This is a genomic window from Pseudomonas sp. LBUM1644 (genome assembly GCF_059716195.1).
In genome coordinates, this window is sequence record NZ_CP166812.1 from 180,889 (window position 1) to 207,252 (window position 26,364).

The window sequence follows — 26,364 nt, forward strand, 5'->3', positions numbered from 1 at the left end:
GGCAGCTCCTACAGGTATTCAGCGCATCGAAGATGGAGTTTCAATCTCTGATCAGCCGCCATGCCTCGTCCATCGGCAGCGGCTGTTTCATCCGTTCGGCAAGCATCGCCATCGTCCGTTCTTCATCGCAGGCTATGGCCGCGGTCACCACGCCGTTCTTGCCGAACAGGCCGATAAAGGGCGGGTGGTACGGATCGCCCTTGAACTCGACTTCGTCCCAGGCCTCGGCGTGGCCGAGGTAGTCGTAGTTTTTGCCGAAATGCCAGGTCCAAAAATACGGCACATCCAGGTAATGCTCGTCACCGCCCAACATGTTCGCCGCCGCAATTCGTGCATGTTGTTGTGCCAGACGCCAGTGCTCGATCCGTTGGGGCTGGCCGTTGAGCGGGAAAGTTGCGATATCGCCGGCCGCCCACAGCCCTTCGGTCACGCGCATCCCGCCGTCGACTTTCAATGAATGGTCTTTTTCCATGGGCAGACCAGCAAACGGCTCCGTCGCGGGGCTGACGCCGATGCCGACCAACACCAGGTCTGCCGGCAATCGCTGGCCGTTCTTCAGTTTTACCGCTTCGACCTTGTCTGTGCCATCAATCTGCGCGGCTTCGCTGTCGGTGTTAAACACCACACCGTGGGCCACGTGGCGGGCAAGAATCGCTTTGCCGACCGTCTCGCCGAATTGTTGGGCGAAGGGCACCGCATGGCGGGCCAGGACAGTGACGTCCAGGCCGTATTCACGCAGGGCCGCCGCGGACTCCATCGCGATAAAACTGTCGCCAATGATCACTGCCCGTTGCCCTGGTTGGGCGGCGGTCAGGATGTTTTGTGCCTGATCTTTCGAGCGCAGCAAGAACACCTGCGGCAGGTCAGCGCCGGGCAAATCGAGACGGTTGGGCGTGCCGCCCGTGGCGATCAGCGCGGCGTCGTAGGTCAATGTCTGGCCGTCCTTGAGCTGCACGGTCCGGGTCTGTGCATCCAGGCTGGCCACTTCACCGTTTATTCGTTCGATGCGCTGTTCGCGATAAAAGCTTTCGTCACGCAGCGGCGGGACTTCTTCGGGTGGCATCTCCCCGGCAATCACGAATTTGCTCAACACGGTGCGGTCGTAACCGGCATCAGGTTCACGGTCGATCAGCAACACGCGGCCGCCGAAGCCCTTTTCGCGTAACGCCGCCGCACCCGCGGTGCCTGCGGCGCCGGCGCCGATAATCACAAACGTGCGTTCATCGTCGGCCGGCGGGGTGTGCGCATCCGGGAGCGGATGTTCGTCGACCCAGACGTCGTCATCGCGCACTTCCAGAGGGTAGCGCTTGAGGCTGTCCAGAGACGGCGGTTCACACAACGCGCCGTCCTCGATCCGGTACGCTGCCTTGTGCCACGGGCATATCAGGCGCCCGTGACACAGCGCACCCTCGGCCAGCGGCGCCCCGGCGTGCGGGCATTCACCTTGATAGGCGCGCAATTGATCGCCAACCCGCAGCAAGACGATTTTGGTGTCCCTGATCCGGACTTCCAGGCCACGGTTGTCAGGCACATCGGCGAAACGGGCAACGCGATGCAGTGCCATCACCACTCTCCAGACAGGCATTTCAATTAAGAGTTTGGCCCTTGACCCGAGGTTCAGCCAAATCCTGCTGCCATGGCGCGAACGGTCCGGCTATAGTTTGCACGCCGACCACGGCCCCACCCGCAAAAGGTGTTCCGGAATGACCCGATTGACCTCTCTGAACCCTTGGCTGGCGGCTGTTGCTGTCGCCCTTTGCGTGCAAATGCCCGCGCAGGCCCAGGAGCGTTTTACCCTGAACATCCCAGGTGTTACGGATGACCGATTGTTCACGTCGGTTGCTGCCAGCGATGCACCGGGTTGCGGCGGACACAATGCGTCGCCGGCGCTGAACTGGAACGCCGGCCCGGCCGGCACGCTCAGCTACGCCATCGTGATGCACGACCCCGATGGCCAAAAAGGCCAGGGCGTCGATCACTGGGTGCATTACGGCATCAAGGCCACCACCCACCAAATCCCGGCGGGTGTCGGCACCAAACCCGGCCTCGAAGGCGTGGGCGGCACCAACAACAAAGGCACCACCACTTATGTGGGGCCTTGCCCGCCAGTCGGCGACAGTGCGCATCACTACATTATCCAGCTCTACGCCCTGGACCTGGCGCCGGACGCCTTGCCGGCCGGTCTGACCCGCGTGCAGTTGCTGGAAAAGATCAAAGGCCATGTGTTGAAAAACAGCAGTGTGGTGCGGCGTTATCACCGCTGAAGATTTTTCAGGTGATTTAACCCGAACCCGGCGGGCTGTCCGTCTCAGAGGATGAATGGAACAATTTCCTCCTGAGGTCAGCCCCCATGTCACTCCCTCTGCAAGTCCTCCGCCCGGCCGCCCAGGGTTTCGCTGTCGGGTTGCTGCTGGCTGTTGCCGGTTGCGGCGTTTCGTCCAAGCCTGATTCCGCTTCGGTTTCAGCCTCACCACCGGCGCAAGGTGCGTTGGTGCGCAGTGAAGCGATCTCGGCGGACACCTCAATGGCCAAGCGCAGTGTGCGTCCGGCCCCGATGGCGAGTTTTGCGCATGAGTCTTCGCCGCCTGGTTATCAGGATGAACAGCGTGAGCAATACCAGGCGCTGGCGGATAACCCGATTCACAGCGTGGTCGAGGCGCCGGTCTCCACGTTCAGCGCTGATGTCGACACCGGCGCGTACGCCAATGTCCGCCGCCTGCTCAATCAAGGTCGCCTGCCGCCCGAGGGCGCGGTACGGCTGGAGGAAATGGTCAATTACTTTCCCTACGATTACCCGTTGCCAACCGATGGTTCGCCCTTCGGCGTGACCACGGAACTGGCGCCATCACCGTGGAACCCGCATACCCGATTGTTGCGCATCGGTATCAAGGCGTCGGACCGGACGGTGGCGGAGCTGGCCCCGGCGAACCTGGTATTCCTGGTGGACGTGTCCGGCTCGATGGACCGTCGCGAAGGTTTGCCGCTGGTTAAAAGCACGTTGAAACTGCTGGTCGATCAATTGCGCGAACAGGATCGGGTTTCGTTGGTGGTCTATGCCGGCGATTCACGTGTGGTGCTGGAGCCGACTTCCGGGCGCGAAAAAACCAAAATTCGTACAGCCATCGATCAACTTTCCGCGGGCGGCTCTACCGCCGGGGCGTCGGGCATCGAACTGGCGTATCAGATGGCGCAACAGACATTTATCCCCAAGGGCATCAATCGCATCCTCCTGGCCACCGACGGCGACTTCAACGTCGGCATCAGCGACTTCGACAGCCTCAAGCAAATGGCTGTGGATAAACGCAAGACCGGTGTTTCCCTGACCACCCTGGGTTTTGGTGTGGATAACTACAATGAACACTTGATGGAGCAACTGGCCGATGCCGGCGATGGCAACTACGCCTACATCGATAATTTGCGTGAAGCGCGCAAGGTGCTGGTGGATCAACTCGGTTCGACCCTCGCGGTGGTGGCGAAGAACGTGAAGCTGCAGGTGGAGTTCAACCCGGCGCAGGTCAGCGAATATCGGTTGTTGGGGTATGAGAATCGGGCGTTGAAGCGAGAGGATTTCAGCAACGACAAAGTCGATGCGGGTGAAATCGGCGCAGGACACACGGTCACCGCGCTGTACGAAATCGTGCCCAAGGGTGAGAAAGGTTGGTTAGAGCCATTGCGGTATGGCAATGCCGAGTCAGCCGCTTCTGCGAAGTTCGGAGAACTGGCGATGCTGCGTGTGCGATATCAGCTGCCGGAGGGTGGGAACAGTCGCTTGATCGAGCGGCCGATTACGAGTGATTTGAAAGGTAAAGCCAGTGACGACCTGCGATTTGCGGCGGCCGTTGCGGCGTTTTCCCAGCAGCTGAAAGATGGGCGCTACACCGGCGATTTCAGCCTCAGGGACACGGAAGCACTGGCTCGCGGTGCTCGGGGCGAAGATCGATTCGGCCTGCGTGCAGAGTTCGTGCAATTGGTGGAGCTGGCGCAAAGTCTGCGCACCACGACGGCATCGAACAGCGAGCCGCTTAAAGGAGGCTACAACTGATATGTCCGCTCCCGAATCGAGCGATGAATCGCTGCTGGCCCGTTATCGCTCAGGCGACGGGCCGGCGTTCGAGATTCTGTACGCCCGTCACCGCCAAGGTCTTTATCGATTCCTGCTTGGGCTCAGCGGCAAAACCGAACTGGCCGAAGAGGTGTATCAGGACACCTGGCTGAGCCTGATCCGCAGCACCAGTCAGCCACAAGGCCGGGCGAATTTTCGTACATGGCTTTACCAGATCGCCCGTAACCGGCTGATCGACCACTGGCGCAAACATGGCATTCACAACCCCTTGCACGACAGCTACGACGAACAGACCCACGCCCTGGTCGATGACGCCGCCGATCCCGAACAGCTACTGAGTTTGAGTCGAGACAGCCAGCGCCTCGAAACCGCCCTGCAAAACCTGCCCGCCGACCAGCGCGAAGTATTCCTGCTGCGCGCCCACGGCGATCTCGACCTGCCGCAGATCGCCACCCTCACCGAAACACCGCTGGAAACCGTGAAGAGCCGCTTGCGCTACGCCCAGCAAAAACTGCGTCGGCTGCTGGCCGAGGAGGTACTGACATGACTGACGCCCGTCCTACGCCCGAAGACGAAGTGGTGAAGCACTTCCGTGAACACTCCACCGGCGAACCTCCGGCCCATCTCGATGCCTTCATCCTGGCCACCGCGCACCGTGAAGCCCCTGCTCGTAAGCCAAGCCTGTGGCAACGCTGGTTACAGGCGTGCCAGAAACCCCGTTGGCAAGTCGCCTTTGCCAGCCTCTTCGGTGTCGCATTAATGCTGGCGCTGGTGCAACGAACTGAGGAACAACCGCCAAGTTACGATTTCGCGCCCAAAGTGTCCGCTCCCGTAGCCAAAAAAGAGGCTGCGCAAGCGCCGTCGTCGGTTGCGCGCTCTCTCGCAGCGCCAGCCCCGGCCGCACCGATGGCGGATTTTGCCGCCCCCGCGCAGAGCGAATCGATCCGCGCCGAAATGGCCGATGAAGCAAAGGTCAGCAAACGCGCAGCAGCCCCGGCGAAAACCCTGGATGAGCAACTGCTTGAAGTGGTGCGCCTGCAGAATGCCGGCCAGACACAAGCGGCTGACGACTTGCTGACGGCATTGCACAAACGCTTTCCCAAGGAAAACCTCACGACCCGACTCAAGGAATTGAAGAAAAACTAAGCAGACAGGTGCTCCGCAATTTGGCATCAACCCCCGAAAGCGCGCACTATCGGGCTATAGCCGATGCGTTGGAGGAGCCATGGCGAAAAAAATCGACCGCATCGCCCAAATGCTCAACTGCCCAGTAAAGGGTGAGGAACTGCGGCGAGCAGTGACGGAGAGTCGTAAGGAGTTTCTTCTGGCGCAGGAGAAAGAAGCAGCGCTTGAGGAAGACGTTCTTGATGATGAGTTGATCGAGGACGAAGAAGACGATGATGATTACGACGAGTTTGATTGGACGACTGAATGAAAAAACCGCTTCGGCTTCTACCGGAAAGTGAAGCCATAACGCGCACCGTAGCAGCTGGCGAAGCCTGCGTTCGGCTGCGAAGCAGTCGTGAAACCTGCGCACGCGGTGTTCTTTTCAAACTGCGACCTGGAACTTAGATCGCCAGTGATCTTTCTCATACTGCCCTGACCGCACTGACATCCGGCAGTTGTGGAGGCCCCGAACACTCGGGGCGCATTTTAAAGGTGAGTTTTCACTACTCTGCAGTTTGTTGCTTGCGCGTCAGAGGTTCTCGCGTCAGCACTTTCACTACGTCATCAACCAACGCCTTACTCAGCGCCGTCAAATAATGCGCAGCCCAAGCGTGACGATCACTTTCTCTATCGTAGGCAGCATCTTTGGATAGTGCTTTGGCAAGGAACAGAAAGTCGGAAGCCATGGCTAACGCATCGCCGAGAGGCACACCGCGAGTGACGTGGAACACCGCCTGATCCGAGCAGTAGATGGCAGGCGTTAAGCCGATGGTTTTTAACTCTGATGGATCGGTCATTTGCCACCTCCGTTGATGGAGGTGCAGTGGGAATGCGATTCGAAATCGCGTTGAGGGATAAATCGAATTTCGTACGGATTTGTAGTGCGCATGGTCTAGCTCCTTGACGTGGAACTGCCACTTTTTCGTTACCAAGCGAATGGGTGGCAGCTGTGCGCAGGTTGGTAAACCGGGAGTCAAGGAATCCGGCACGCCCGAAGACGTCCCACGCACAGCCGCCATAACTCAAAACTGCGGGCATAAAAAAACGCCTGCAAATCTGATGGGGGCGCTGTTGCGCTTAACTCTCGGGTTACCAAGCCCGGTCGCTGAATTGGCAGCGACAGCGGAAGGGTATCGCGCAGGATGGTCTCCTGCAACCTCGGATATTGGGTGAATGGCAACGGCGAATGTCAGGGCACCAGTAGTTGCTGACTACCCAAGAAACTACCGAAGAACCGCCCAAGAAATTAAGGATTTCAGCGGGCGCCGCAGTCTGATGCGTACGCTCAAATCGAACCGTCAAGTTTTCCTTGACGGTTGCATCGGACTGACCAGCAGTAGTCGAACGTCCTCACCCTTACAATCACCTGCAACACGGCCACTATCGGTTGATGCGCTCCTGCGCTGATATTGCTCAGGGTTCTTTTGTTGCGTGGACCCTTTCGCTGATCAGGCATTTTTCTTACGGAATCAATCGATCCGTGTGTCTCCAAGCTAAGTGCCGGATGGACCAACCTGATCTACTTTGGCATGGTCCGGCATGGCTCAGCGTTCAGGTAACTTATGCCGGGCGCCGTGACCGCCCCCAGGGGCGAACTATTTTGGCGTGCTGTTAGGGGCCCAACTGGTTCGCTAGGCCTCTAGCCCGATGAATAGATCCAGGTCGCTGGGTAGCTGCTCTTTAATCGCGGTCGCAATCCGCTGAGATTGGTCGCCTTTAAGCAGCCATTCGCCGTCCGGGCTTTCTGCAAGGCTTTGCCACCCCAGCACCTCTAGTACCGCTGGCTCAAACTGAGACGGTACGACTAGTTCATATTTCAGCGAAGTGTCATCGCTGTCGCCCGATAAAAAACCTGTGATGCATAGGTGCATAATTTTCCCCTTAATTACTTTGAAGTTGTTCTGCCAGGTTCGGCGTCCTTGGTTCGCTTCCCTGTGTCAGGGTTGAACTCTCCCAAATGCTTGCCTTGCTTGTCGTATAACTCAACCCTGCCATTTTCAGAGTCCCACTCATAAATGCGGCCCTTACGATCTTTCCAGCGTCTACGCAGACCGCCCCCGCCCTTTACCGAACTCTTGGACTTGTCCTTCACCGCATCAGGGAATGCTGTCAGCCCTCTGGGAGCAGGGTGATAGCTATGGTCGCCACCGATAGGCCGAGCAAAGACCACGTACAGCGACTTCAACCCGGTGTCTGCTGGAAACACAAGAATACAGTCGTCCGTGGTGATGTCTTCGCCGGGGAGGCCTTCTATCTGGCTGTCGGTGTTGTCCGGAATCGGGTGGACCAGAATGGTGCCAAGCTGTTCGCCGTTGCTGTCGGGGTAGATCAGCGGGGGCATCTGCCCCAGCGGCCCTCGCTGGGGTGTCCACAGAATGGTGATGCCATTGAGCTTGGCCTCCAACGCGGTTTTATCGGCGTTCCATGTGGCTTGCACCGTGCGTACCGTGTCGTCGCCTGATGCGGTGGTGTGGATGCCGTAAACCTGTAGTGTGCCCTCGGCATCGCGACGAAACTGAAAACGCACGCGGGTAGGTACTTGGGTCATGCTCCGCAACTGAGTGTCGGTATGAAGCGTCCCGTCGCCCATCTTGCTCGGAAGCATGCCCAGTATGAAAACACTGGCAGGGCCGCCCGCGCCGCGTATCACCCAATTCAAACGCTGCTGCAGTATGCCGCCACCGGCCATGCGACCTAGTGCCAGATCGGCGCCGAGTGCCGTCGCTACGGCGGTACTGGCCGACGGAAATAGCATGGCGCCCTCGACCATTACCTTGCCGAAGTTTGAAGCGGGCTCCGAAGCTGTACCGGCGTCAGTGCTACACCAGTTATCGGGGATGCAGGATTTGGCAAAGACCTGATCGTCGCGAGACTTGGCCTGCGGCCATGGATCTTTTGGGGGGATGTAGACCGGTTCAGGCGCTGGCGCTGGTCTAGCCGAGAAGCCACCACCTGAGCTGGCAAAGCGTTCCTTTACCAACAGCAAATCACCCTTGCGGACGGCCTCGACAATTTCGCTGTCGCTGCTGATGCGGGAATGGCTCCCAAAATTAGCGATTCCGAAGATGTTGTGGCGACCTCGCATCAGCGCGTCATTTACCAATCGGGCGGCGGTACTGGGGCTATCGGTTTTTTCGAGGCCCTTGTCGGCTTTCCTTATCAAACGCATAGCGTTCCCTTTGGTTGAGTCCTCGGGGAGGCATTCTGGAGAGGGTAAAGCGCGCCGGGCAAAAAATAGTTTTGCGGCATTTGTCCGAATCGGTTGCTTGATTCAGGCCTGACACGCTCCGCTCTCTTCGCGAGCTGAGCGTCCTAAGACGCCGCCCACAAAAAAGCCCCAGACCCTACGGTCTGAGGCTTTCTCGTTTCTACATATGGTGCACCAGGCGGGATTCGAACCCACGACCCCTGCCTTCGGAGGGCAGTACTCTATCCAGCTGAGCTACTGGTGCAAGCGGGCGCCATGATACTCATATGCACTGCGGGCGTCCATGCTGCTGAATCAACAGCGCTTTTTCAAAGCGTAACCTGCATTTGCTACGTTGATCAGAAAAAAGCAGCAAATACAGCGTTTTCGTTCTTTTTTTCGAACAGCCTATTGTCCTTTACCCCCTTTGATCCTAGGATTCGTTTGAGATTTCAAACGCTCTTGTCTGGGTGCTGAACCGCGCGAGTCCAATCCGTGCGCTATTTATGTGCTTCAGCCCGGTGAATGATTTCCCTGACGGCAGCCTTTTGAGGCGCCTTTCTACAATCATAATTTGCTCCGCGCCTGTCGCGGTGCTGTTAAGGAAAGCCGACATGCAGCTTAAAGACACCCAGTTGTTCCGCCAGCAAGCCTTTATCGATGGCGCTTGGGTCGATGCGGACAATGGTCAGACGATCAAGGTCAACAACCCGGCAACGGGCGAAATTTTGGGCACCGTGCCGAAAATGGGCGCTGCCGAAACCCGCCGTGCGATCGAAGCCGCTGACAAAGCGCTGCCGGCCTGGCGTGCACTGACCGCCAAGGACCGTGCGAACAAGCTGCGTCGCTGGTTCGAACTGATCATCGAGAACCAGGATGACCTGGCTCGCCTGATGACCATGGAGCAGGGCAAGCCATTGGCCGAAGCCAAGGGTGAAATCGTTTACGCTGCTTCCTTTATCGAGTGGTTCGCCGAAGAGGCCAAGCGCGTCTACGGTGACGTGATTCCTGGTCACCAGCCGGACAAACGCCTGATCGTGATCAAGCAGCCAATCGGCGTGACCGCTGCCATCACCCCGTGGAACTTCCCGGCCGCGATGATCACCCGTAAAGCCGGCCCGGCCCTGGCCGCCGGTTGCACCATGGTGCTCAAGCCTGCGTCGCAAACTCCGTTCTCGGCCTTCGCCCTGGCTGAACTGGCTCAGCGTGCCGGCATCCCTGCCGGTGTGTTCAGCGTGGTGTCCGGCAGCGCCGGTGACATCGGCAGCGAGCTGACCAGCAACCCGATCGTGCGTAAATTGTCCTTCACCGGTTCGACCGAAATCGGTCGTCAGCTGATGGCAGAATGCGCCAAGGACATTAAGAAAGTGTCCCTGGAACTGGGCGGTAACGCGCCGTTCATCGTGTTCGACGACGCGGACCTGGATAAGGCCGTCGAAGGCGCGATCATTTCCAAATACCGCAACAACGGCCAGACCTGCGTCTGCGCCAACCGTCTGTACATTCAGGATTCGGTCTACGACGCGTTCGCCGAGAAGCTGAAAGTGGCTGTGGCCAAGCTCAAGATCGGCAACGGTCTGGAAGACGGCACTACCACTGGCCCGCTGATCGACGAAAAAGCTGTGGCCAAGGTTCAAGAGCACATCGCTGACGCCGTTGCCAAAGGCGCCACCGTGCTGTCCGGCGGCAAGTCGATCGAAGGCAACTTCTTCGAGCCGACCATCCTGACCAACGTGCCGAACAACGCTGCGGTGGCCAAGGAAGAAACCTTCGGTCCATTGGCGCCACTGTTCCGCTTCAAAGACGAAGCCGAAGTGATCGCGATGTCCAACGACACCGAGTTCGGTCTGGCCTCGTACTTCTATGCGCGTGACCTGGGCCGTGTGTTCCGTGTGGCTGAAGCCCTGGAATATGGCATGGTCGGCGTCAACACCGGGCTGATCTCCAACGAAGTCGCGCCGTTCGGCGGCATCAAGGCGTCGGGCCTGGGCCGTGAAGGCTCCAAGTACGGCATCGAAGATTACCTGGAAATCAAATACCTCTGCCTGGGCATCTGAGTCCGGCAAGAGATTGCTTCAAGCGGAAAGGGCACGAGAGCGCTGACCCTTTCTGCGTTTCAAATGGAATTTTCTCTGTGGCCGGGAACGCTGTGGCAGTCGATCATCGCATGCTGCCATCGTTGTCTCCCCGCTGCGTTTTCCTTGAACCACGCCGCCCGATGAGCGGTGAATGAGGACTTTATGAGCAAGACTAACGCATCCCTGATGAAACGCCGCGAAGCCGCTGTACCACGCGGTGTTGGCCAGATTCACCCGATCTTCGCCGAGTCCGCGAAGAACGCTACCGTGACCGACGTTGAAGGTCGCGAGTTCATCGACTTCGCCGGCGGTATCGCCGTGCTGAACACCGGCCACGTGCACCCGAAAATCATCGCCGCCGTGACCGAGCAACTGAACAAGCTGACCCACACCTGCTTCCAGGTTCTGGCCTACGAGCCGTACGTGGAAGTGTGCGAGAAAATCAACGCCAAGGTGCCAGGCGATTTCGAAAAGAAAACCCTGCTGGTCACCACCGGTTCCGAAGCCGTAGAAAACGCCGTGAAAATCGCTCGTGCCGCCACTGGCCGTGCCGGCGTGATCGCGTTCACCGGCGCTTACCACGGTCGCACCATGATGACCCTGGGCCTGACCGGTAAAGTCGTGCCTTACTCGGCCGGCATGGGCCTGATGCCAGGCGGCGTGTTCCGCGCGCTGTACCCGAACGAACTGCACGGTGTGAGCATCGACGATTCGATCGCCAGCATCGAGCGCATCTTCAAGAATGACGCCGAGCCGCGTGACATCGCTGCCATCATCATCGAGCCAGTTCAGGGCGAAGGTGGTTTCTACGTCGCTCCGAAAGAGTTCATGAAGCGTCTGCGCGCACTGTGCGACCAGCACGGCATCCTGTTGATCGCTGATGAAGTACAAACCGGCGCTGGCCGTACCGGCACTTTCTTCGCCATGGAACAGATGGGCGTTGCTGCCGACCTGACCACCTTCGCCAAATCCATCGCTGGCGGCTTCCCTCTGGCCGGTGTGTGCGGCAAGGCCGAATACATGGACGCCATTGCTCCAGGCGGCTTGGGCGGCACCTATGCCGGTAGCCCGATCGCTTGCGCCGCGGCCCTGGCCGTGATGGAAGTGTTCGAAGAAGAGCACCTGCTGGACCGCTGCAAGGCAGTCGGCGAGCGTCTGGTCACTGGCCTCAAAGCCATTCAGGCCAAGTACCCGGTAATCGGCGAAGTCCGTGCCCTGGGCGCGATGATCGCGGTCGAGCTGTTCGTTGATGGCGATAGCCACAAGCCGAACGCTCCAGCGGTCGCTGCTGTCGTGGCCAAGGCTCGCGACAAGGGTCTGATCCTGCTGTCCTGCGGCACCTACGGCAACGTCTTGCGCGTCCTGGTACCGCTGACTTCGCCGGACGAGCAACTGGACCAAGGTCTGGCGATCATCGAAGAGTGCTTCTCCGAGCTCTGATTCATTGGTGAGCTGATTGACAAAAAACCCGCTTCGGCGGGTTTTTTTACGCCTCTTGAAACACAACTCCCTGTCTCGAGGCCAGCATTGGGCTAAGGTGCAAGCAGTGCAAATGGAGTGTGCAGATGACCGTTGTAGTTTTACCCGCCGTACCGCGTGTGCTGATTGCCGAAGCAGACCCTTGGTCCCGCGACCTGCTCAAGCAGGTGCTGTTGAATGTGCGCTGTGACGCGCGGCTGGATCTGTGTGCTGATGGTCAACAGGCACTGGAGTTGCTGGCAGAAAATCCTTACGACCTGGTGATCGTCGACTGGGAATTGCCCGGCATCGATGGTTTGAATGTCTTGCGCAGTGTCCGCCAGCGCAAACGCAACCCGCCGCTGCCATTCATTCTGATGAGCAGCCGCAACGACAGCGGCAGCGTGCACGAAGCCTTGCCGCTGGCCCCCAGCGCGTACCTGACTAAACCCCTGGACATGGAAAACCTGACCCACCGTTTGCAGGAGCTGCTGCTGAACGCCGGTGAAGCCGTGTCTTGCGAGGCGCCGTCACTGGTGCCGGGCATGACCTTGTCGGTGTACCTGGAGCACCGTCGTGAACGGGCGGACGGTGCGTCGCTGATGACTGACGTGCAACTGGCGGTCAAACGCAGCCTCAACCCCAACGGCCTCGATTTGACGGTGCTTGAGGAGGAGATTCGCGTCGACCCACAGATCACTGCCGTGCTGATCGCCGCCGCCAACAGTGCGGCCCAACATCTTGGAGTCGCCGTACAAACCCTGTCCCAAGCCCTGCATCGCCTCGGCACCGGACAAAGCATGAACCTGATTCTGGGGTTGACCCTCAAGCGCGCCGCCAGGCTCGACGATCCGCTACTGGCGGACTATGCCGAGCGTTTCTGGAACCTGTCGCTGCACACCGCCGAATACGCGCGAACGCTGGCGCGCTTGCTGGACCTGGATCAAGAGCGCTGTTATTGCGCCGGCATACTGCATCGGCTCGGCGACCTGGCGTTGCTGCGCTGTTTGCAGGAATGGAAACAGGCCGGTGGTGAGCTGGATGAATGGGAGGAGGTTGGCGATGCGTTGGTCGAGTTCAGCGCGGCCTATGGTTCGGCGCTGAGAACCCGCTGGCGTCTGCCGCTGGAGCTGCGAGAGCTGATTGCTGCCGTCTACCTGCTCGGTGGCGGGGTTTACTCCCGCGAGGCGCTGGTGATGAACATGGCAGCGCAATTGGCGCTGCTGACTGAGCATGAGGGCGTCGAGGAACTGGCGAAAAGCCGGACGGCTCGGTTGCTCAAGATCGGTTTGCCGGAGTTGATGCGTTTGCGCAAAAAATAGGCCTGGCGCAAAGCCCTTTGTAGGAGCGAGCTTGCTCGCGATGGTGTGTCAGTCGACACTCATTTGGCTGACACACCATCGCGAGCAAGCTCGCTCCTACAGGGAAACAGTTGTCAGCCAGAGATAATGCGGTTCTTGCCCTGGCGCTTGGCTTCGTACATCGCGGCATCCGCACGGGCAAACAGGTTGTCGATGCTTTCATCATCGGTCGTGAGGCTGGTCAGGCCTTGGCTAACGGTGATGCCGAACGTCTGCTCGTCATGGCTGAAGCTCAGTCGCTGAATTTCCCGTTGCAGGCGCTCGGCCACTTGCATGGCCATGTCCGGGGCACAACCTGGGAACACGGCAGCGAATTCTTCGCCGCCGATCCGCCCGAACACATCCCCTCGACGCAAGGCGGCACGACCACTCTCGGCGATTCGTTGCAGCACGGCATCGCCTTCCTGATGGCCGTAGGTATCGTTGATCACCTTGAAGTCATCAATGTCCAGCAGCAGGAACGCCAGGGGCGTGCCGTTCAGCCGTGCCTGCTCGAACTCGCGATGGGCACATTCGAAAAAGTGTCGGCGGTTACTGCTATCAGTCAGTGCATCGGTGGTGGCCAGGCGTTGCAGCTCGGTTTCCATCTGCTTCTTGTCGGTGATGTCTTCGGCAATACCAACGATGATCACCGGCTGCCCTGGTTCGGCTTGGCGATTGATGAAGCATTTGTCGCTGAGCCAGCGTATTTGGCCGTCAGCGGCGATGATTCGGTATTCGCGGTCCTCAACAGCGCCTTTGTCCAATACGTCGGCCAGACTGCGCTCGGCGTATTCCAGATCGTCGGGGTAAATGCTGTCGCGCCATTGGTTGTAGTCGGACAGTAGCAGGCCTGCTGAACGACCGAAAATCCGCTCATAGGCGGGGCTGACATACAGCACCTGACGGGTTTCCCAGTTGAATGCCCAAAGCACTGCGTTGACGCTCACCAGCAAGGAACTGAACAGTTGCTCGCGTTCAGTCAGCCGCGCTACTTCTCCCTGGGCATGCATCAGCGCCATCAGGGTTTGCGCGGCTTCGGGCCACTGGGGATGGGATGAGTCTTGCAGGTTTTTTGGGACCATCGGCACAAATCTCAAAGGGCGTGCCGCGTATTCGACAGCGGCCACACAAAGCCCGCCTGGATGGCGAAGTGTTTTTGAGATAGGGGATTTGGAGCTTAGTTCCCGCCTTTCTTGGTGAGGGGGCTTGCTCCCGCCAGGCGGTATTGGCGACGCGTTTCTTCAGTTAAAACGCGTCGTCACATTGCGACTGCTGCGCAGTCGAACGGGGGCAAGCCCCCTCGCCACAGAAGCCCCCTCAGCCACAGGGAAGCCCCTCTGCCGGGTCAGACAGCGGCGGGGCGCAGGGAGTAGGTTTTCAGCTGATCGGCGAAGTCGCGCAGGGATTGAATCCCGCTGGCTTCGGCTTCGTGCACCCAATCCTTGATGGCCGCCAGCATGTCGTGACCATTTGAGCTGGTCTTGACCCAGATCTGCTGCAACGCCAAGCGTTTCTCGTAAATTACCTTCAGTGCCTGACTGTGCTCGAGCATGCTTTGGATGCGTGCATGGTGCTTGTCATCCAGCAGGCTGGTTTCTCGCGACAACAGGCGTTTGGCCCGGTGGAACTGGTGACGGACCGAGTGATCGACCTTTTCCAGCTCTTGCTTGACCAGTGGCGCGATCACCAATTTGCGGTACTGGGCCATGATCTGGAAGCGGTTGTTGAGGATGGCCATGGCGGTGTCCATGTCCAGATTGCCTTTGCCCTCAACCCGGTGGGCAATCGGAGCGACCCGCTGAACCTTGGCCAAGCGGAAAAAACTGAAGACCTGGATCCAGGCCCAGCCCAGATCGAACTCCCACTTCTTCACCGACAGTTTTGCCGAATTAGGGTAGGTGTGATGGTTGTTATGCAGTTCTTCGCCGCCGATCAGGATGCCCCAAGGCACCAGATTGGTCGCGGCGTCGCGACATTCGAAGTTGCGGTAGCCGACGGCATGGCCAAGGCCATTGACCACACCGGCAGCCCAGACCGGAATCCACATCATCTGGATGGCCCAGATGGTGATGCCGATGGTGCCGAACAGCAGCAGGTCGATGACGGCCATGATTGCCACGCCCAGCAGCGGGAAACGACTGTAGAGGTTGCGTTCGATCCAGTCTTCGGGGCAGTTCTTGCCGTAGATGCGCAGGGTCTCGGGGTTTTCCGCTTCGGCGCGGTACAGCTCGGCACCTTTGCGCAGAACGGTGGACAAGCCCTTGATGACCGGGCTGTGCGGGTCATCGACGGTTTCGCATTTGGCGTGATGCTTGCGGTGGATAGCGGTCCACTCGCGCGTGTTCTGCGCCGTGGTAAGCCACAACCAGAAGCGAAAGAAATGTTTCAGGCCAGCATTGAGCTCGAGCGAGCGATGGGCTGAATAACGATGCAGATAGACCGTGACGCCGACGATCGTTACGTGGGTCATCAGCAGGGTGACTGCCACCAGTGACCAGGGCGACAAGCCGAGAAAACCTTCGTACCACATAGGCTATAGGGCCCTCGATAAAGAAAAAAACAGCCGTTGCATTATCACTAAGCCCACAGATAAAACCAGTCACCCTTTCAGATAAGAGTGGCTGGATGTGTCTTTAACCTATAATTCCATTCTTTTTGAAGGGACATGGACGGCCGAATGTCTGCCACCTATCGCGATGCCCTGCGTGCAGCGCTGCTCTACTTACTGCTTTCCATCGTCTGGCTGGAGTTTAGTGGTTATTTATTGAACAGTTTCTTCGATAGCTCCGATGAGCGACTGCGATGGCAACTGATCAACGGTTACGTGTGGGTGGTGCTCAGTGCCGGATTGATCTTCCTCGCTCGGGCGCGATTATTCCGTTGCCTGGGGATCGGCGCCAACTTGCGAGAGCGCGACAAAGACCGGGTACATTTGCGGCAAGCGGCAGCGGTATTTGATTGCACGCACGAAGGCGTGTTGGTCACCGACAACCAAGGGTCGATCGTCCATGTGAACCGCGCCTTCATGGCAATCACCGGTTATCAAAGTGACGAGGTGCTGGGCCAGCAGCCCAGTCTGTTCAAGTCCGGTCGTCACGCGGCGGTTTTCTACCAGGCGATGTTCGCGACACTTAACCGCACCGGCGAGTGGAGCGGGGAAATCTGGAACCGTCGCAAAAGCGGCGAAATCTACCCGCAATGGCAAACCATCCGCATCATTCTTGACGACCACGGGCAGCGTAGCCATTACGTGGCGGTGTTTTCCGACATCAGCGCGATCAAGAACTCTGAGCACGAGCTGATGCACCTGGCTCACCACGATCCACTGACGGATCTGCCCAACCGGCTGTTGTTCACCGATCGCGCCGAGCAGGCGCTGGCTTCGGCGCAGATCCACAAGCGCGGCTGTGCGTTGCTGCTGATCGATCTGGATCACTTCAAGATGATTAACGACAGCCTTGGACACACCATCGGCGATCAGTTACTCAAAGCCGTGGCCGAGCGTTTGAAAGCCATGTTCGGGCCGGGGATCACCCTGGCGCGACTCGGGGGTGACGAGTTCGCCGTACTGGCTGAAAGCTGTCCGCAATTGGTGCATGCCGCGGCGCTGGCACAACGGATCATTGATGGCCTCAAAGAGGTATTCCCGATCGACGGGCACCCGCTGTTTATCAATACCAGCATCGGCATCAGCCTGTTTCCAGCCGACGCCTTGAGCGCCGAACAGTTATTGCGCAATGCTGATTCGGCGCTGTTCAAGGCCAAGAGTGCGGGGCGCAATGGCTACGCCCTCTATACCGAAGAGTTGACCGCCCACGCCCAACTTCGGGTCGAAACCGCCTTCGAATTGCGCCGGGCGCTGGAGCAACAAGAGTTGCGGGTGCATTACCAGCCGGTCCACGACCTCAAGACCCGTCGCCTGATCGGCGTCGAGGCGCTGGTGCGCTGGGAGCATCCACAGCGCGGCCTGGTGTCACCGGCAGAGTTCATCCCCATCGCCGAGCGCACCGGATTAATCGCCGAAATCGATGCCTGGGTCATGCATCAGTCGTGTCAACAGATGTGCCAATGGCAGCAGGCCGGGGTGGTGTTGTCGTTTGTCGCGGTGAATGTGTCATCGCGCCTGTTTGCCCGCCGCGAGCTGTATCAGCAGGTGGCGCAGGTGCTGCGTGAAACGGGGCTGGATCCGGCGTTTCTGGAGTTGGAAGTCACCGAAAGCGCGGTCATGGACGACCCGGAAGTGGCGCTGGAACAGATGCATCGACTGCGTGAGTTGGGTGTGCGGCTGGCCATCGATGATTTCGGTACGGGCTATTCCTCTTTGCTGCGACTCAAGCGGTTGCCGGTACAGAAGCTCAAGATCGATCAGGGCTTTGTATCCGGCTTGCCGTGGGATGACGATGACGTGGCGATCGTGCGGGTGATCATTGCATTGGCCCAGAGCATGGGGATGCAGGTGCACGCCGAGGGGATCGAGCAGGTTGAGCAGGCGGGTTTCCTGCTTGAACAGGGGTGTGATTTGGGGCAGGGGTACTGGTTTGGGCGGCCGGTGCCGGCTGAGAGACTGGACTGGATGCGCGCACCGATCATTCGCTGAAAGATCAAGAGATCGCAGCCTTCGGCAGCTCCTACAAGGGAATGCGTGCTTCTGTGGGAGCTGCCGAAGGCTGCGATCTCTTGATCTTGAGCGCCCCAAGCCCTTGCCCCGTTAAATAATGTCTTCTGGTTATATAAACATTCTTAAATAGTCTTTTTAAGAATAACCGCGCTTATCTACTATTGGTCTCACGCCGCAAGCAGTGTCGCCACTGTCAGGCAACCTCTCAGTCGAAGGAGCAGCACCATGAGCGCATCCCTACGTAGCGTTGACGGCCAGGACGAAGCAACCATCTTGCGTGAGATCCAGAGCGCATTGCGCGACCTGCGGTTTGGCGCTGTGGAAATCACCGTGCACAACGCCCAGGTCGTCCAGATCGAACGTAAAGAGAAATTCCGCTTGCAGAACCCGGCGAATAAACCGGGCTGAAGCGAAAAAATAGAAAGATCAAAAGATCGCAGCCTTCGGCAGCTCCTACGCGCCTGTGGGCGCTGCCGAAGGCTGCGATCTTTAAGCAGGCAACCCGATTCCAGATCATAAAAAAAGCCATCACAAACAGAATTCCAGGAGCTTTCACCATGTCGTCGATTCGTCATTTCGCTTTGGCCGCCTTGGCCAGTGCCCTTTTTGCGGGTTCCGCGGTTGCCAAGGATTACGAGCTGCTTAACGTGTCGTACGACCCCACACGTGAGCTGTACCAGGATTACAACGCCGAATTCGTCAACTTCTGGAAGAAAGACCACGCTGGCGACAATGTGAAAATCCAGCAATCCCACGGTGGTTCGGGCAAGCAAGGTCGGGCGGTGATCGACGGTCTGCGCGCCGACGTAGTGACCCTGGCCCTGGCGGGTGACATCGACGAAATCGCCAAACTCGGCAAGACACTGCCAGCCGACTGGCAGACGCGTCTGCCGGATGCGAGCACCCCTTACACCTCGACCATCGTGTTCCTGGTGCGCAAGGGCAACCCTAAAGGCATTAAGGATTGGGGTGACCTGGTCAAGAACGACGTGTCGGTCATCACGCCCAATCCGAAAACCTCCGGCGGCGCCCGCTGGAATTTCCTGGCGGCCTGGGCCTATGGCCTGAAAGCCAACGGTGGCAATGAAGCCAAGGCCAAAGAGTACGTGCAAACCCTGTTCAAACACGTGCCTGTGCTGGACACCGGTGCTCGCGGTTCGACCATCACCTTCGTCAACAACGGTCAGGGTGACGTGTTGCTGGCCTGGGAAAACGAAGCCTTCCTGGCGCTGAAAGAAGATGGCGGCGCCGACAAGTTCGAAATCGTCGTGCCTTCGCTGTCGATCCTTGCCGAGCCACCAGTGGCTGTGGTCGACAAAAACGCCGAGAAAAAGGGCAACGAGCAAATCGCCGAAGCGTACCTCAAGCACCTGTACAGCCCGGCCGGTCAGGAAATCGCGGCGAAAAACTTCTATCGTCCACGTGACAAGGAAGTGGCTGCCAAGTACGCCAAGCAGTTCCCGACACTGGACCTGGTGACCATCGACAAGGACTTCGGCGGCTGGAAAACCGCACAACCGAAATTCTTCAATGACGGTGGCGTGTTCGACCAGATTTACCAAGCGCAGTAATCTGCCATTAGCCACACAACGAGCCTTAAGCTTGGGCGCGTAACATGTGGGAGCGGGCTTGCTCGCGAAGGCGGCGTGTCAGACGACGTAAATGTTGGCTGATAGCCCCTCTTCGCGAGCAAGCCCGCTCCCACATGAATGCGTTTAGCAGATCGAATTTTCAACCAAGGACTTTTATGTCGCGTCGTATCTCCCCCGTCATACCCGGCTTCGGGCTGACGCTGGGCTACACCTTGGTGTACCTCAGCCTGATTGTGCTCATACCACTGGCAGCGATGTTCGTGCATGCCAGCCAGCTCACCTGGGATCAGTTCTACGCCATCGTCACCGCGCCTCGCGTGCTGGCGGCGTTGAAGCTGAGCTTCGGCACCGCGCTGTACGCCGCGATCATCAACGGCATCATCGGCACGCTGCTGGCCTGGGTGCTGGTGCGCTACACCTTTCCGGGGCGCAAGATCATCGATGCGATGATCGACCTGCCGTTCGCCCTGCCCACCGCCGTGGCCGGTATCGCGCTGACCGCGTTGTACACCCCGACCGGGCTGGTGGGTCAGTTTGCAGCGGACCTGGGTTTCAAGATCGCGTACACCCCCCTCGGTATCACCCTCGCGCTGACATTTGTCACGCTTCCATTCGTAGTACGTACGGTACAGCCAGTATTGGCCGATATCCCGCGTGAAGTCGAAGAGGCGGCGGCGTGCCTCGGTGCAAAACCATTGCAGGTTTTTCGCTACATTCTGGTGCCCGCGTTGCTGCCTGCGTGGCTGACCGGATTCGCGTTGGCCTTTGCCCGCGGGGTCGGTGAGTATGGATCGGTAATTTTTATTGCCGGCAACATGCCGATGAAAACCGAGATTCTGCCGCTGCTGATCATGGTCAAACTCGACCAGTACGATTACACCGGTGCCACGTCCATTGGTGTACTGATGCTGGTGGTTTCCTTCGTCCTGTTGCTGCTGATCAACTTGCTGCAGCGGCGCATCGAAACCCCATAAGGAGGCGCGAACAATGTCCCAATCGTCTATTGCAGCTGCCTCCTCGGCCAACGCCGCCCGCCGTGGCAGTGCCACTTCGCGGCGAATTCTGATCAGCCTCGGCTGGCTGATTTTTGCGCTGTTCCTGCTACTGCCGCTGTTTATCGTAGTGTCCCAGGGCCTGAAGCTTGGCCTGGGCGCGTTCTTCACCGCGATCTTTGAACCCGATGCTTTGTCAGCGCTAAAACTCACGGTGATCGCCGTGCTGATTTCGGTGCCGCTGAACGTGGTGTTCGGTGTCAGCGCCGCGTGGTGTGTGAGCAAGTATTCGTTCCGCGGCAAAAGTATGTTGGTGACCTTGATCGACCTGCCGTTTTCGGTCTCGCCGGTCATCGCAGGTCTGGTCTACGTGCTGATGTTCGGCGCCCAGGGCATTTTTGGTCCTTGGCTGCAGGACCATGACATCCAGATCGTCTTCGCCTTGCCCGGCATCGTGCTGGCGACGATTTTCGTCACCGTGCCGTTCGTGGCGCGTGAGCTGATCCCGCTGATGCAAGAGCAGGGCACGCAGGAAGAAGAGGCCGCGAGGTTGCTGGGTGCCAATGGCTGGCAAATGTTCTGGCACGTCACCGTTCCCAATATCAAATGGGGCCTGATCTATGGCGTGGTGCTGTGTACCGCGCGGGCTATGGGTGAGTTCGGTGCAGTGTCGGTGGTTTCCGGGCACATTCGCGGGGTGACCAACACCCTGCCGCTGCACGTCGAGATCCTCTACAACGAATACAACCACGTGGCCGCGTTCGCGGTAGCGAGCCTGTTGCTGATCATGGCGCTCTTCATCCTGCTGCTTAAGCAGTGGAGCGAAAACCGTATTAACCGCCTGCGCGCCAGCGCCGCGGAGGAATAATTCATGTCGATCGAAGTGCGTAACGTCAGCAAGAATTTCAACGCGTTCAAGGCGCTGAACGATATCAGCCTGGACATCCAGAGCGGCGAACTCGTAGCGCTGCTCGGCCCGTCCGGTTGCGGCAAGACCACGCTGCTGCGAATCATCGCCGGCCTGGAAACCCCGGATCAGGGCAACATCGTGTTCCACGGTGAAGACGTTTCCGGGCATGACGTGCGTGATCGCAACGTCGGTTTCGTGTTCCAGCACTATGCGTTGTTCCGCCATATGACGGTGTTCGACAACGTCGCCTTCGGCCTGCGCATGAAACCGAAAAACCAGCGCCCGTCCGAAAGCCAGATCGCCGTGAAAGTCCACGAATTGCTGAACATGGTGCAACTGGATTGGCTGTCGGATCGTTATCCGGAGCAGCTTTCGGGTGGTCAGCGTCAGCGCATCGCATTGGCCCGTGCCTTGGCCGTGGAGCCGAAAGTCTTGCTGCTCGACGAGCCCTTCGGCGCCCTCGATGCCAAGGTCCGCAAGGAACTGCGTCGGTGGCTGGCGCGGCTGCACGAAGACATCAACCTGACCTCGGTGTTCGTGACCCACGACCAGGAAGAGGCGATGGAAGTGGCCGACCGGATCGTGGTGATGAACAAGGGTGTGATCGAGCAGATTGGTTCCCCGGGCGATGTCTACGAAAACCCGGCCAGCGATTTCGTTTATCACTTCCTGGGTGATTCGAACCGTCTGCATTTGGGTGAAGACAACCACGTGCTGTTCCGTCCGCACGAAGTGTCGCTGTCACGGCATGAGCTGGAGGATCACCACGCGGCCGAGGTGCGGGATATCCGTCCGTTGGGCGCGACAACGCGGGTGACGTTGAAAGTCGAAGGCCAGAGCGAACTGATCGAGGCTGAGGTGGTGAAGGATCACGACAGCCTGGTCGGGTTGGCCAAGGGGGAGACGTTGTTCTTCAAGCCGAAGGTTTGGCAGAAACTGGCCAACCTCTAAGATCAAAAGATCGCAGCCTGCGGCAGCTCCTACATGGAATATGCGTTTCCCTGTAGGAGTTGCCGCAGGCTGCGATCTTTTAAAACGGTTTAAGCAGCCGCATTTTTCGGATTGACCCGCACCCCGCCCGCGCGCGCCTCGATCTGCTCTTTCAACTCATGCCGCAACCCGAGAAGAAACGCCAACTCCGCCACCACAAACAACGGCCCGACAATCAGTCCCGTCACATCATCGACGAACGCGGGCTTACGTCCTTCATAGTGATGCCCGACAAACTGGATCGCCCAGCCCACCACAAACATACCGATGCCGCTCGCGAGCCAGACCAGAGTACTTTGCTGCGCGAGAACTTGACCCGCCCAAATGCACAGGCCGAGCAACACGGTCATCAACACCCCGAGGCGCAACTCCAGGCGCAGGTAAAACCACGCTGATGCCAGCGCAACCAGCACTGCCGGCGAAACCCAGCCCCCAGCCCATTGCGGCCGCGATAGCAACACCGCCACCGCCACCACAATCAGCGGAATGCCGATAAAGTGGCTGGCAATATTGCGCGGGTCACGGTGGTAAGCGGCATATTGACTGAGATGGTCAACGAGGCTTTTCATTGTTATTCCTCCTGTAGGGTGGACTGATCATGCCCCGGGTTCACTTTTCGCTCTGTCGGGCAGGCGACAATCTTTAGGAGTTTCCATGGATACGCAGGCCTGGCGTTCGCGCCTGATGACCGGGCAATGGTTCAGTCATCTACCTGTTCCCTTGCAGGATAGTCTGCTGGCAGCGGCTCGCGTTCGGCGCTTGTCGTCCGGGCAATTGCTGTTCAAGCGCGGTGATCCACCGTGCGGGTTGTATGCGGTACTTGAAGGCTCCGTGCGCATCGGTGCGGTCAGCGAGCAAGGCAAGGAAGCGTTGCTGAGTGTGGTGGAACCACCGCACTGGTTCGGCGAAATCTGCCTGTTCGATGGCCAGCCACGCACTCACGATGCCTTCGCTGTGGGCCAGTGCACCTTGTTGCACATTGCGCATAACGGCTTGTTGGCGTTGCTCGACGAGCAGCCGGTGTACTGGCGGCAACTGGCATTGCTGATGAGCCAGAAATTGCGCATGACCTTCATCAATCTTGAACAGCTGAGCCTGATGCCGGCTGCGGCAAGATTGGCGCATCGCTTGCTGATGATCGCCGACGGCTATGGCGAAATCACCCCGCCGCGGCGGGTGTTGCAACTGCCTCAGGAGCAGCTTGCTTCAATGTTGTCGCTGTCGCGTCAGACCACCAATCAGATTCTCAAGGATTTGCAGGGTCAGGGAATTCTCGACCTTAGCTATGGCGAGATCGAGATTCTGGATGCCGAACGGTTGCGGGCGCTGTCGGTGATTTGAAGAAAAAGATCGCAGCCTGCGGCAGCTCCTACATTGGCCAAGTTCGCCGCAATATCGCGGCGGAACATTGATCCCTGTAGGAGCTGCCGCAGGCTGCGATCTTTTATCAATGGGCTTTGCGCGCAAAGGCGCCTAGCCTGTAGGGACGACAATCGAGGTGTGCCATGCGTGTGCTGTTAGTAGAAGACGAACCGGAGACCGCCAAACTCCTGGCCAACGGCCTGAATGAGGCGAGCTATTCAGTCGATGTGGCGCTCAACGGAATGGACGGTCGCCGCTTCATTGAGTCCGGCGATTATGAGCTGATCATCCTCGACGTGATGCTGCCCGGGCTCAACGGTTGGCAGTTGCAGCAGCAAATCCGCAAGCTCGGCGACACGCCCGTACTCTTCCTCACTACCAAGGACGGTATCGAGGATCGGCTGCGTGGGTTGGAATTGCATGAGGATGATTACCTGCTCAAGCCGTTTGCCGTAAGCGAGTTAGTGGCGCGAGTGCGCAAGTTGTTGCGACGTGATCGGGGGCGCTGAGTGTTGGAGTCTGGTCAAAAAATGAGCTGGACTTCATCTATCATCTGCATTAAATACAATGCATAAGTATTTTGAAAATGCACTGTATACGATACGGACTGACTCATGGAAAGCCTCGGCGAATTGATCAAATTGCTACGTAAAGAGCGAAAATTGACTCAAGAGGAACTGGCCAGGCAGTACGGCATGAGCCGTGCCACGATCTCAGGCATAGAGAACAACACCCTCTCTGAAATTGGTCTTCGCAAGGTTGAAGCGATCCTCAATGGCTTTGGATACGAACTCACCGCTGTCCCTCGCAAGTCGACGCGTCCGACGCTGGACACCCTGAAAAAGGTGAACTTCCATGGATGAGCAGCAGGAAAAGGACAGGCTGCATATCAGTGTCTCCGGCACCGCAGCAGGCACTTTTGGTCGTGGGCAATCGCGCATTGATTCAGTGTTTACTTATGCGCAAGAGGCGCTGGAAGTAAACGCCGTTTCGCTGACGATGCCGGCTCGCCTCCAGAGCTACACGTGGGAGCAGGGTGCACCGCCGATTTTTGAAATGAATCTGCCAGAGGGCTCTTTGCGCGATGAGTTGGTTCGTCGTTTTAGCTCTCCCCGCCATTGCTCAACCAGTCTCTTGAGACTTTTTTCAAGATCGTTGCGCTCTCATCCGGTTTGAAGAACGGTGACGCACACCTCAAGAATTTCGGTGTGTTGTACGAACATTGCGACTCTGATGCGCACATCAGACTGGCTCCGGCTTACGACATCGTCACGACTTCGGTCTACATCAAGGCTGACAGCATGGCGTTACTGTTGGGAGGATCGAAAGCATGGCCCAAGTACAAAATGCTGATGCGTTTTGGTCGATCGGCCTGCAACTTGACCGAGGGGCGTTGCAATGAGCTGCTCCAGCAAGTCGCCCATGGAATGGATGTAGCGATGGCGGAAATGGCTGATTACATCAAGACAAACAGCGTTTTTGCCGAGATTGGTGCCGCGATGATCGAGCAGTGGAAAGCGGGTACGGCGCGCAGCCTGGCCAAAAGCTGATCAACGCAACCCATCCCGAAACTGCCCCGGCGTCAGCCCCGTCCAGCGCTTGAACGCGCGGCTGAAGCTGCTGGTGTCGGCAAACCCCAACAAATAACTGATCTCGCTCAACGAACATTGCGGGTCGCGCAAGTGCAGCAGCGCCAGGTTCTGGCGACTTTCATTGAGCAGCGTGTCGAACCGATACCCCTCGTCTGCCAAGTGTCGTTGCAGGCTGCGCAAACTCAGGTGCAGGGCCTTGGCGATGTGTTCGGCGCTGGGTTCGCCTTCCGGCAGTTGCTCTTCAATGGCATCGCGAACCTTGCGCTCCCAGGTCAGCGGCTTGAGCTGCGCCAGCGTGCGTTTGAGCACGGTCTCGTTGTGCTCGGCCAACTCCGGGTTGGCGTCGTCCAGGTGACTGTCGAAGTCCACCAGGGAAAATTCCAGTCGGTCTTCGTCTGCCGAAAAGTGCACCGGAGAGCGAAAGACTTTGTGCCATTGATGCGGGTCTGCCGGTTCCGGGCGACGCAGGTACACCGCCAGCGGAGCGTAGTCCCGGCCCAACCGGTTGCGGCACGTGCGCACGTAAATCGCGGTGAAGGCGTCAATGGCTTCGAAGGCCGGCGCCGGATTGCCTGGCGGGATTTTCAGGCGAAAGCGATAGCGATCCTCGGCGCGGCTTAATTCAAGCTCCAGGGCATCGCTGACCACCTGGTGATAGCGCACGATGCGCTCGAACACTTCCCGCAGACTGCCGCTGGCCACCAGTGCATAACCGAGCGCATGAAATGTGGTCGGGCTGACAAACCGCGAAACGCGCAGGCCAATCGCCGGATCACCGCTGACTTGCACGGCGATTTCCCACAGGCGCGTGGTGCCGGACAACGGGTAACGGGCGTTCGGGTCGTCCATCAATTGCGGGTCGAGCCCTGCCTGGTGACACAGGGCGGTGCTGTCGAGGCCCAGGGCATCAAGTTGCTTGCGCAGGGCGCGGGTCCAGCTGGCGAGGGAGGTCGGTTCAGTCATGCTGATTGGCGCTTCCGGTCAACAGGTTGGCGTTCACGGCTACCGTCCC

General features: G+C 58.6%; 25 protein-coding genes, 1 tRNA gene and 1 pseudogene. 18 read left to right on the forward strand and 9 right to left on the reverse strand.

The features are described from left to right. Window positions 1-40 precede the first annotated feature (40 nt). Window positions 41-1,564 carry an FAD-dependent oxidoreductase gene (locus tag ACA052_RS00860; protein ID WP_497647983.1) on the reverse strand — a complete coding sequence of 508 codons (1,524 nt, stop codon included), beginning with the start codon at window positions 1,562-1,564 and terminating at the stop codon, window positions 41-43. Window positions 1,565-1,703: 139 nt separating this feature from the next. On the opposite strand from ACA052_RS00860, the gene ACA052_RS00865 reads away from it, so the two are divergent. From ACA052_RS00865 to ACA052_RS00885, 5 genes are all read left to right on the forward strand, one after another. Continuing rightward, the gene (locus ACA052_RS00865; protein WP_497647984.1) at window positions 1,704-2,264 is read left to right on the forward strand and encodes a YbhB/YbcL family Raf kinase inhibitor-like protein; all 561 of its coding nucleotides are present in this window, start codon (window positions 1,704-1,706) and stop codon (window positions 2,262-2,264) included. A gap of 86 nt (window positions 2,265-2,350) precedes the next feature. Continuing rightward, a complete protein-coding gene (locus tag ACA052_RS00870) occupies window positions 2,351-4,042 on the forward strand; it encodes a vWA domain-containing protein (protein ID WP_497647985.1) in 1,692 nt (563 codons plus the stop codon). A gap of 1 nt (window position 4,043) precedes the next feature. After that, entirely contained in the window at window positions 4,044-4,610 is a 567-nt protein-coding gene (locus tag ACA052_RS00875; protein ID WP_497647986.1) for an RNA polymerase sigma factor, read from the forward strand. Further along, window positions 4,607-5,209, forward strand: a complete 603-nt coding sequence (locus ACA052_RS00880; protein WP_497647987.1) for a hypothetical protein — start codon at window positions 4,607-4,609, stop codon at window positions 5,207-5,209. Before ACA052_RS00875 ends, ACA052_RS00880 begins: the two co-directional genes overlap by 4 nt. Window positions 5,210-5,288: 79 nt before the next feature. Continuing rightward, a complete protein-coding gene (locus ACA052_RS00885; protein WP_497647988.1) occupies window positions 5,289-5,498 on the forward strand; it encodes a hypothetical protein in 210 nt (69 codons plus the stop codon). A 235-nt stretch (window positions 5,499-5,733) separates the two neighbouring features. Here the strand turns inward: ACA052_RS00885 and ACA052_RS00890 are convergent, their stop codons facing one another. The 4 genes from ACA052_RS00890 to ACA052_RS00905 all read right to left on the reverse strand — a co-directional run bounded on the left by ACA052_RS00890 (window position 5,734) and on the right by ACA052_RS00905 (window position 8,682). Continuing rightward, window positions 5,734-6,027, reverse strand: coding sequence for a DUF3077 domain-containing protein (locus ACA052_RS00890; protein ID WP_497647989.1), 294 nt, complete (start codon window positions 6,025-6,027; stop codon window positions 5,734-5,736). A gap of 834 nt (window positions 6,028-6,861) precedes the next feature. Then, entirely contained in the window at window positions 6,862-7,101 is a 240-nt protein-coding gene (locus ACA052_RS00895) for a pyocin S6 family toxin immunity protein (RefSeq protein WP_497647990.1), read from the reverse strand. Window positions 7,102-7,115: 14 nt separating this feature from the next. Further along, window positions 7,116-8,399, reverse strand: coding sequence for an S-type pyocin domain-containing protein (locus ACA052_RS00900; RefSeq protein ID WP_497647991.1), 1,284 nt, complete (start codon window positions 8,397-8,399; stop codon window positions 7,116-7,118). 206 nt (window positions 8,400-8,605) lie between these two features. Continuing rightward, window positions 8,606-8,682, reverse strand: a tRNA-Arg gene (locus ACA052_RS00905). Between the two features lie 349 nt (window positions 8,683-9,031). On the opposite strand from ACA052_RS00905, the gene gabD reads away from it, so the two are divergent. From gabD to ACA052_RS00920, 3 genes are all read left to right on the forward strand, one after another. Further along, window positions 9,032-10,474 carry an NADP-dependent succinate-semialdehyde dehydrogenase gene (gene gabD, locus ACA052_RS00910; protein WP_497647992.1) on the forward strand — a complete coding sequence of 481 codons (1,443 nt, stop codon included), beginning with the start codon at window positions 9,032-9,034 and terminating at the stop codon, window positions 10,472-10,474. A gap of 183 nt (window positions 10,475-10,657) precedes the next feature. Continuing rightward, on the forward strand, window positions 10,658-11,935 hold the full coding sequence (gene gabT, locus ACA052_RS00915) for a 4-aminobutyrate--2-oxoglutarate transaminase (RefSeq protein WP_497647993.1): 1,278 nt from the start codon (window positions 10,658-10,660) through the stop codon (window positions 11,933-11,935). 125 nt (window positions 11,936-12,060) lie between these two features. Beyond that, window positions 12,061-13,275 carry an HDOD domain-containing protein gene (locus tag ACA052_RS00920; RefSeq protein ID WP_497647994.1) on the forward strand — a complete coding sequence of 405 codons (1,215 nt, stop codon included), beginning with the start codon at window positions 12,061-12,063 and terminating at the stop codon, window positions 13,273-13,275. A gap of 113 nt (window positions 13,276-13,388) precedes the next feature. On the opposite strand, the gene ACA052_RS00925 is transcribed toward ACA052_RS00920, so the two are convergent. Both ACA052_RS00925 and desA read right to left on the reverse strand, forming a co-directional pair. Beyond that, window positions 13,389-14,378, reverse strand: a complete 990-nt coding sequence (locus tag ACA052_RS00925) for a GGDEF domain-containing protein (RefSeq protein WP_497650248.1) — start codon at window positions 14,376-14,378, stop codon at window positions 13,389-13,391. 263 nt (window positions 14,379-14,641) lie between these two features. Next, on the reverse strand, window positions 14,642-15,826 hold the full coding sequence (gene desA / locus ACA052_RS00930) for a delta-9 fatty acid desaturase DesA (RefSeq protein WP_497647995.1): 1,185 nt from the start codon (window positions 15,824-15,826) through the stop codon (window positions 14,642-14,644). A gap of 147 nt (window positions 15,827-15,973) precedes the next feature. Here desA and dibA point away from each other — a divergent pair, with 147 nt between their 5' ends. The 6 genes from dibA (at window position 15,974) to ACA052_RS00960 (ending at window position 22,359) form a co-directional block, all read left to right on the forward strand. Further along, window positions 15,974-17,893 (forward strand): phosphodiesterase DibA, encoded by a 1,920-nt coding sequence (gene dibA / locus ACA052_RS00935; protein WP_497647996.1) that lies wholly within the window; start codon window positions 15,974-15,976, stop codon window positions 17,891-17,893. Window positions 17,894-18,139: 246 nt separating this feature from the next. After that, a complete protein-coding gene (gene oscA, locus ACA052_RS00940) occupies window positions 18,140-18,322 on the forward strand; it encodes a sulfur starvation response protein OscA (RefSeq protein WP_409833049.1) in 183 nt (60 codons plus the stop codon). Window positions 18,323-18,471: 149 nt separating this feature from the next. Then, window positions 18,472-19,485: a sulfate ABC transporter substrate-binding protein gene (locus ACA052_RS00945; protein ID WP_497647997.1), complete on the forward strand. Its 1,014-nt coding sequence runs from the start codon at window positions 18,472-18,474 to the stop codon at window positions 19,483-19,485. Between the two features lie 176 nt (window positions 19,486-19,661). Continuing rightward, window positions 19,662-20,480, forward strand: coding sequence for a sulfate ABC transporter permease subunit CysT (cysT, locus tag ACA052_RS00950; protein WP_497647998.1), 819 nt, complete (start codon window positions 19,662-19,664; stop codon window positions 20,478-20,480). 13 nt (window positions 20,481-20,493) lie between these two features. After that, entirely contained in the window at window positions 20,494-21,366 is an 873-nt protein-coding gene (gene cysW / locus ACA052_RS00955; RefSeq protein WP_497647999.1) for a sulfate ABC transporter permease subunit CysW, read from the forward strand. A gap of 3 nt (window positions 21,367-21,369) precedes the next feature. Continuing rightward, window positions 21,370-22,359, forward strand: a complete 990-nt coding sequence (locus tag ACA052_RS00960; protein WP_497648000.1) for a sulfate/molybdate ABC transporter ATP-binding protein — start codon at window positions 21,370-21,372, stop codon at window positions 22,357-22,359. 89 nt (window positions 22,360-22,448) lie between these two features. On the opposite strand, the gene ACA052_RS00965 is transcribed toward ACA052_RS00960, so the two are convergent. Then, entirely contained in the window at window positions 22,449-22,967 is a 519-nt protein-coding gene (locus ACA052_RS00965; RefSeq protein WP_497648001.1) for an Mpo1 family 2-hydroxy fatty acid dioxygenase, read from the reverse strand. An 85-nt stretch (window positions 22,968-23,052) separates the two neighbouring features. On the opposite strand from ACA052_RS00965, the gene ACA052_RS00970 reads away from it, so the two are divergent. The 4 genes and pseudogenes from ACA052_RS00970 (at window position 23,053) to ACA052_RS00985 (ending at window position 25,310) form a co-directional block, all read left to right on the forward strand. Beyond that, complete coding sequence (locus ACA052_RS00970; RefSeq protein ID WP_497648002.1) at window positions 23,053-23,739, forward strand: Crp/Fnr family transcriptional regulator; 687 nt, start codon at window positions 23,053-23,055, stop codon at window positions 23,737-23,739. Window positions 23,740-23,903: 164 nt separating this feature from the next. Beyond that, the gene (locus ACA052_RS00975; protein ID WP_497648003.1) at window positions 23,904-24,269 is read left to right on the forward strand and encodes a response regulator; all 366 of its coding nucleotides are present in this window, start codon (window positions 23,904-23,906) and stop codon (window positions 24,267-24,269) included. Window positions 24,270-24,374: 105 nt separating this feature from the next. Further along, window positions 24,375-24,623 carry a helix-turn-helix domain-containing protein gene (locus ACA052_RS00980; protein ID WP_497648004.1) on the forward strand — a complete coding sequence of 83 codons (249 nt, stop codon included), beginning with the start codon at window positions 24,375-24,377 and terminating at the stop codon, window positions 24,621-24,623. Then, window positions 24,616-25,310: pseudogene (locus ACA052_RS00985) on the forward strand (HipA domain-containing protein). The gene ACA052_RS00980 and the pseudogene ACA052_RS00985 overlap by 8 nt, the downstream one beginning before the upstream one ends. Here ACA052_RS00985 and ACA052_RS00990 read toward each other — a convergent pair. Next, window positions 25,311-26,315 (reverse strand): AraC family transcriptional regulator, encoded by a 1,005-nt coding sequence (locus tag ACA052_RS00990; protein WP_497648005.1) that lies wholly within the window; start codon window positions 26,313-26,315, stop codon window positions 25,311-25,313. Window positions 26,316-26,364 lie beyond the last annotated feature (49 nt).

What these genes read in the sequence shown, in the direction of transcription:
- ACA052_RS00900 (WP_497647991.1), bottom strand. Translation starts at nt 8,399, where the DNA reads ATGCGTTTGATAAGGAAAGCCGACAAGGGCCTCGAAAAAACCGATAGC.
- dibA (WP_497647996.1), top strand. Translation starts at nt 15,974, where the DNA reads ATGTCTGCCACCTATCGCGATGCCCTGCGTGCAGCGCTGCTCTACTTA.
- ACA052_RS00895 (WP_497647990.1), bottom strand. Translation starts at nt 7,101, where the DNA reads ATGCACCTATGCATCACAGGTTTTTTATCGGGCGACAGCGATGACACT.
- ACA052_RS00965 (WP_497648001.1), bottom strand. Translation starts at nt 22,967, where the DNA reads ATGAAAAGCCTCGTTGACCATCTCAGTCAATATGCCGCTTACCACCGT.
- ACA052_RS00880 (WP_497647987.1), top strand. Translation starts at nt 4,607, where the DNA reads ATGACTGACGCCCGTCCTACGCCCGAAGACGAAGTGGTGAAGCACTTC.
- ACA052_RS00920 (WP_497647994.1), top strand. Translation starts at nt 12,061, where the DNA reads ATGACCGTTGTAGTTTTACCCGCCGTACCGCGTGTGCTGATTGCCGAA.
- oscA (WP_409833049.1), top strand. Translation starts at nt 18,140, where the DNA reads ATGAGCGCATCCCTACGTAGCGTTGACGGCCAGGACGAAGCAACCATC.
- ACA052_RS00990 (WP_497648005.1), bottom strand. Translation starts at nt 26,315, where the DNA reads ATGACTGAACCGACCTCCCTCGCCAGCTGGACCCGCGCCCTGCGCAAG.
- ACA052_RS00960 (WP_497648000.1), top strand. Translation starts at nt 21,370, where the DNA reads ATGTCGATCGAAGTGCGTAACGTCAGCAAGAATTTCAACGCGTTCAAG.
- cysW (WP_497647999.1), top strand. Translation starts at nt 20,494, where the DNA reads ATGTCCCAATCGTCTATTGCAGCTGCCTCCTCGGCCAACGCCGCCCGC.
- gabT (WP_497647993.1), top strand. Translation starts at nt 10,658, where the DNA reads ATGAGCAAGACTAACGCATCCCTGATGAAACGCCGCGAAGCCGCTGTA.
- cysT (WP_497647998.1), top strand. Translation starts at nt 19,662, where the DNA reads ATGTCGCGTCGTATCTCCCCCGTCATACCCGGCTTCGGGCTGACGCTG.
- ACA052_RS00875 (WP_497647986.1), top strand. Translation starts at nt 4,044, where the DNA reads ATGTCCGCTCCCGAATCGAGCGATGAATCGCTGCTGGCCCGTTATCGC.
- ACA052_RS00945 (WP_497647997.1), top strand. Translation starts at nt 18,472, where the DNA reads ATGTCGTCGATTCGTCATTTCGCTTTGGCCGCCTTGGCCAGTGCCCTT.
- ACA052_RS00865 (WP_497647984.1), top strand. Translation starts at nt 1,704, where the DNA reads ATGACCCGATTGACCTCTCTGAACCCTTGGCTGGCGGCTGTTGCTGTC.
- ACA052_RS00885 (WP_497647988.1), top strand. Translation starts at nt 5,289, where the DNA reads ATGGCGAAAAAAATCGACCGCATCGCCCAAATGCTCAACTGCCCAGTA.
- ACA052_RS00890 (WP_497647989.1), bottom strand. Translation starts at nt 6,027, where the DNA reads ATGACCGATCCATCAGAGTTAAAAACCATCGGCTTAACGCCTGCCATC.
- ACA052_RS00970 (WP_497648002.1), top strand. Translation starts at nt 23,053, where the DNA reads ATGGATACGCAGGCCTGGCGTTCGCGCCTGATGACCGGGCAATGGTTC.
- ACA052_RS00975 (WP_497648003.1), top strand. Translation starts at nt 23,904, where the DNA reads ATGCGTGTGCTGTTAGTAGAAGACGAACCGGAGACCGCCAAACTCCTG.
- ACA052_RS00925 (WP_497650248.1), bottom strand. Translation starts at nt 14,378, where the DNA reads ATGGTCCCAAAAAACCTGCAAGACTCATCCCATCCCCAGTGGCCCGAA.
- ACA052_RS00980 (WP_497648004.1), top strand. Translation starts at nt 24,375, where the DNA reads ATGGAAAGCCTCGGCGAATTGATCAAATTGCTACGTAAAGAGCGAAAA.
- ACA052_RS00860 (WP_497647983.1), bottom strand. Translation starts at nt 1,564, where the DNA reads ATGGCACTGCATCGCGTTGCCCGTTTCGCCGATGTGCCTGACAACCGT.
- gabD (WP_497647992.1), top strand. Translation starts at nt 9,032, where the DNA reads ATGCAGCTTAAAGACACCCAGTTGTTCCGCCAGCAAGCCTTTATCGAT.
- ACA052_RS00870 (WP_497647985.1), top strand. Translation starts at nt 2,351, where the DNA reads ATGTCACTCCCTCTGCAAGTCCTCCGCCCGGCCGCCCAGGGTTTCGCT.
- desA (WP_497647995.1), bottom strand. Translation starts at nt 15,826, where the DNA reads ATGTGGTACGAAGGTTTTCTCGGCTTGTCGCCCTGGTCACTGGTGGCA.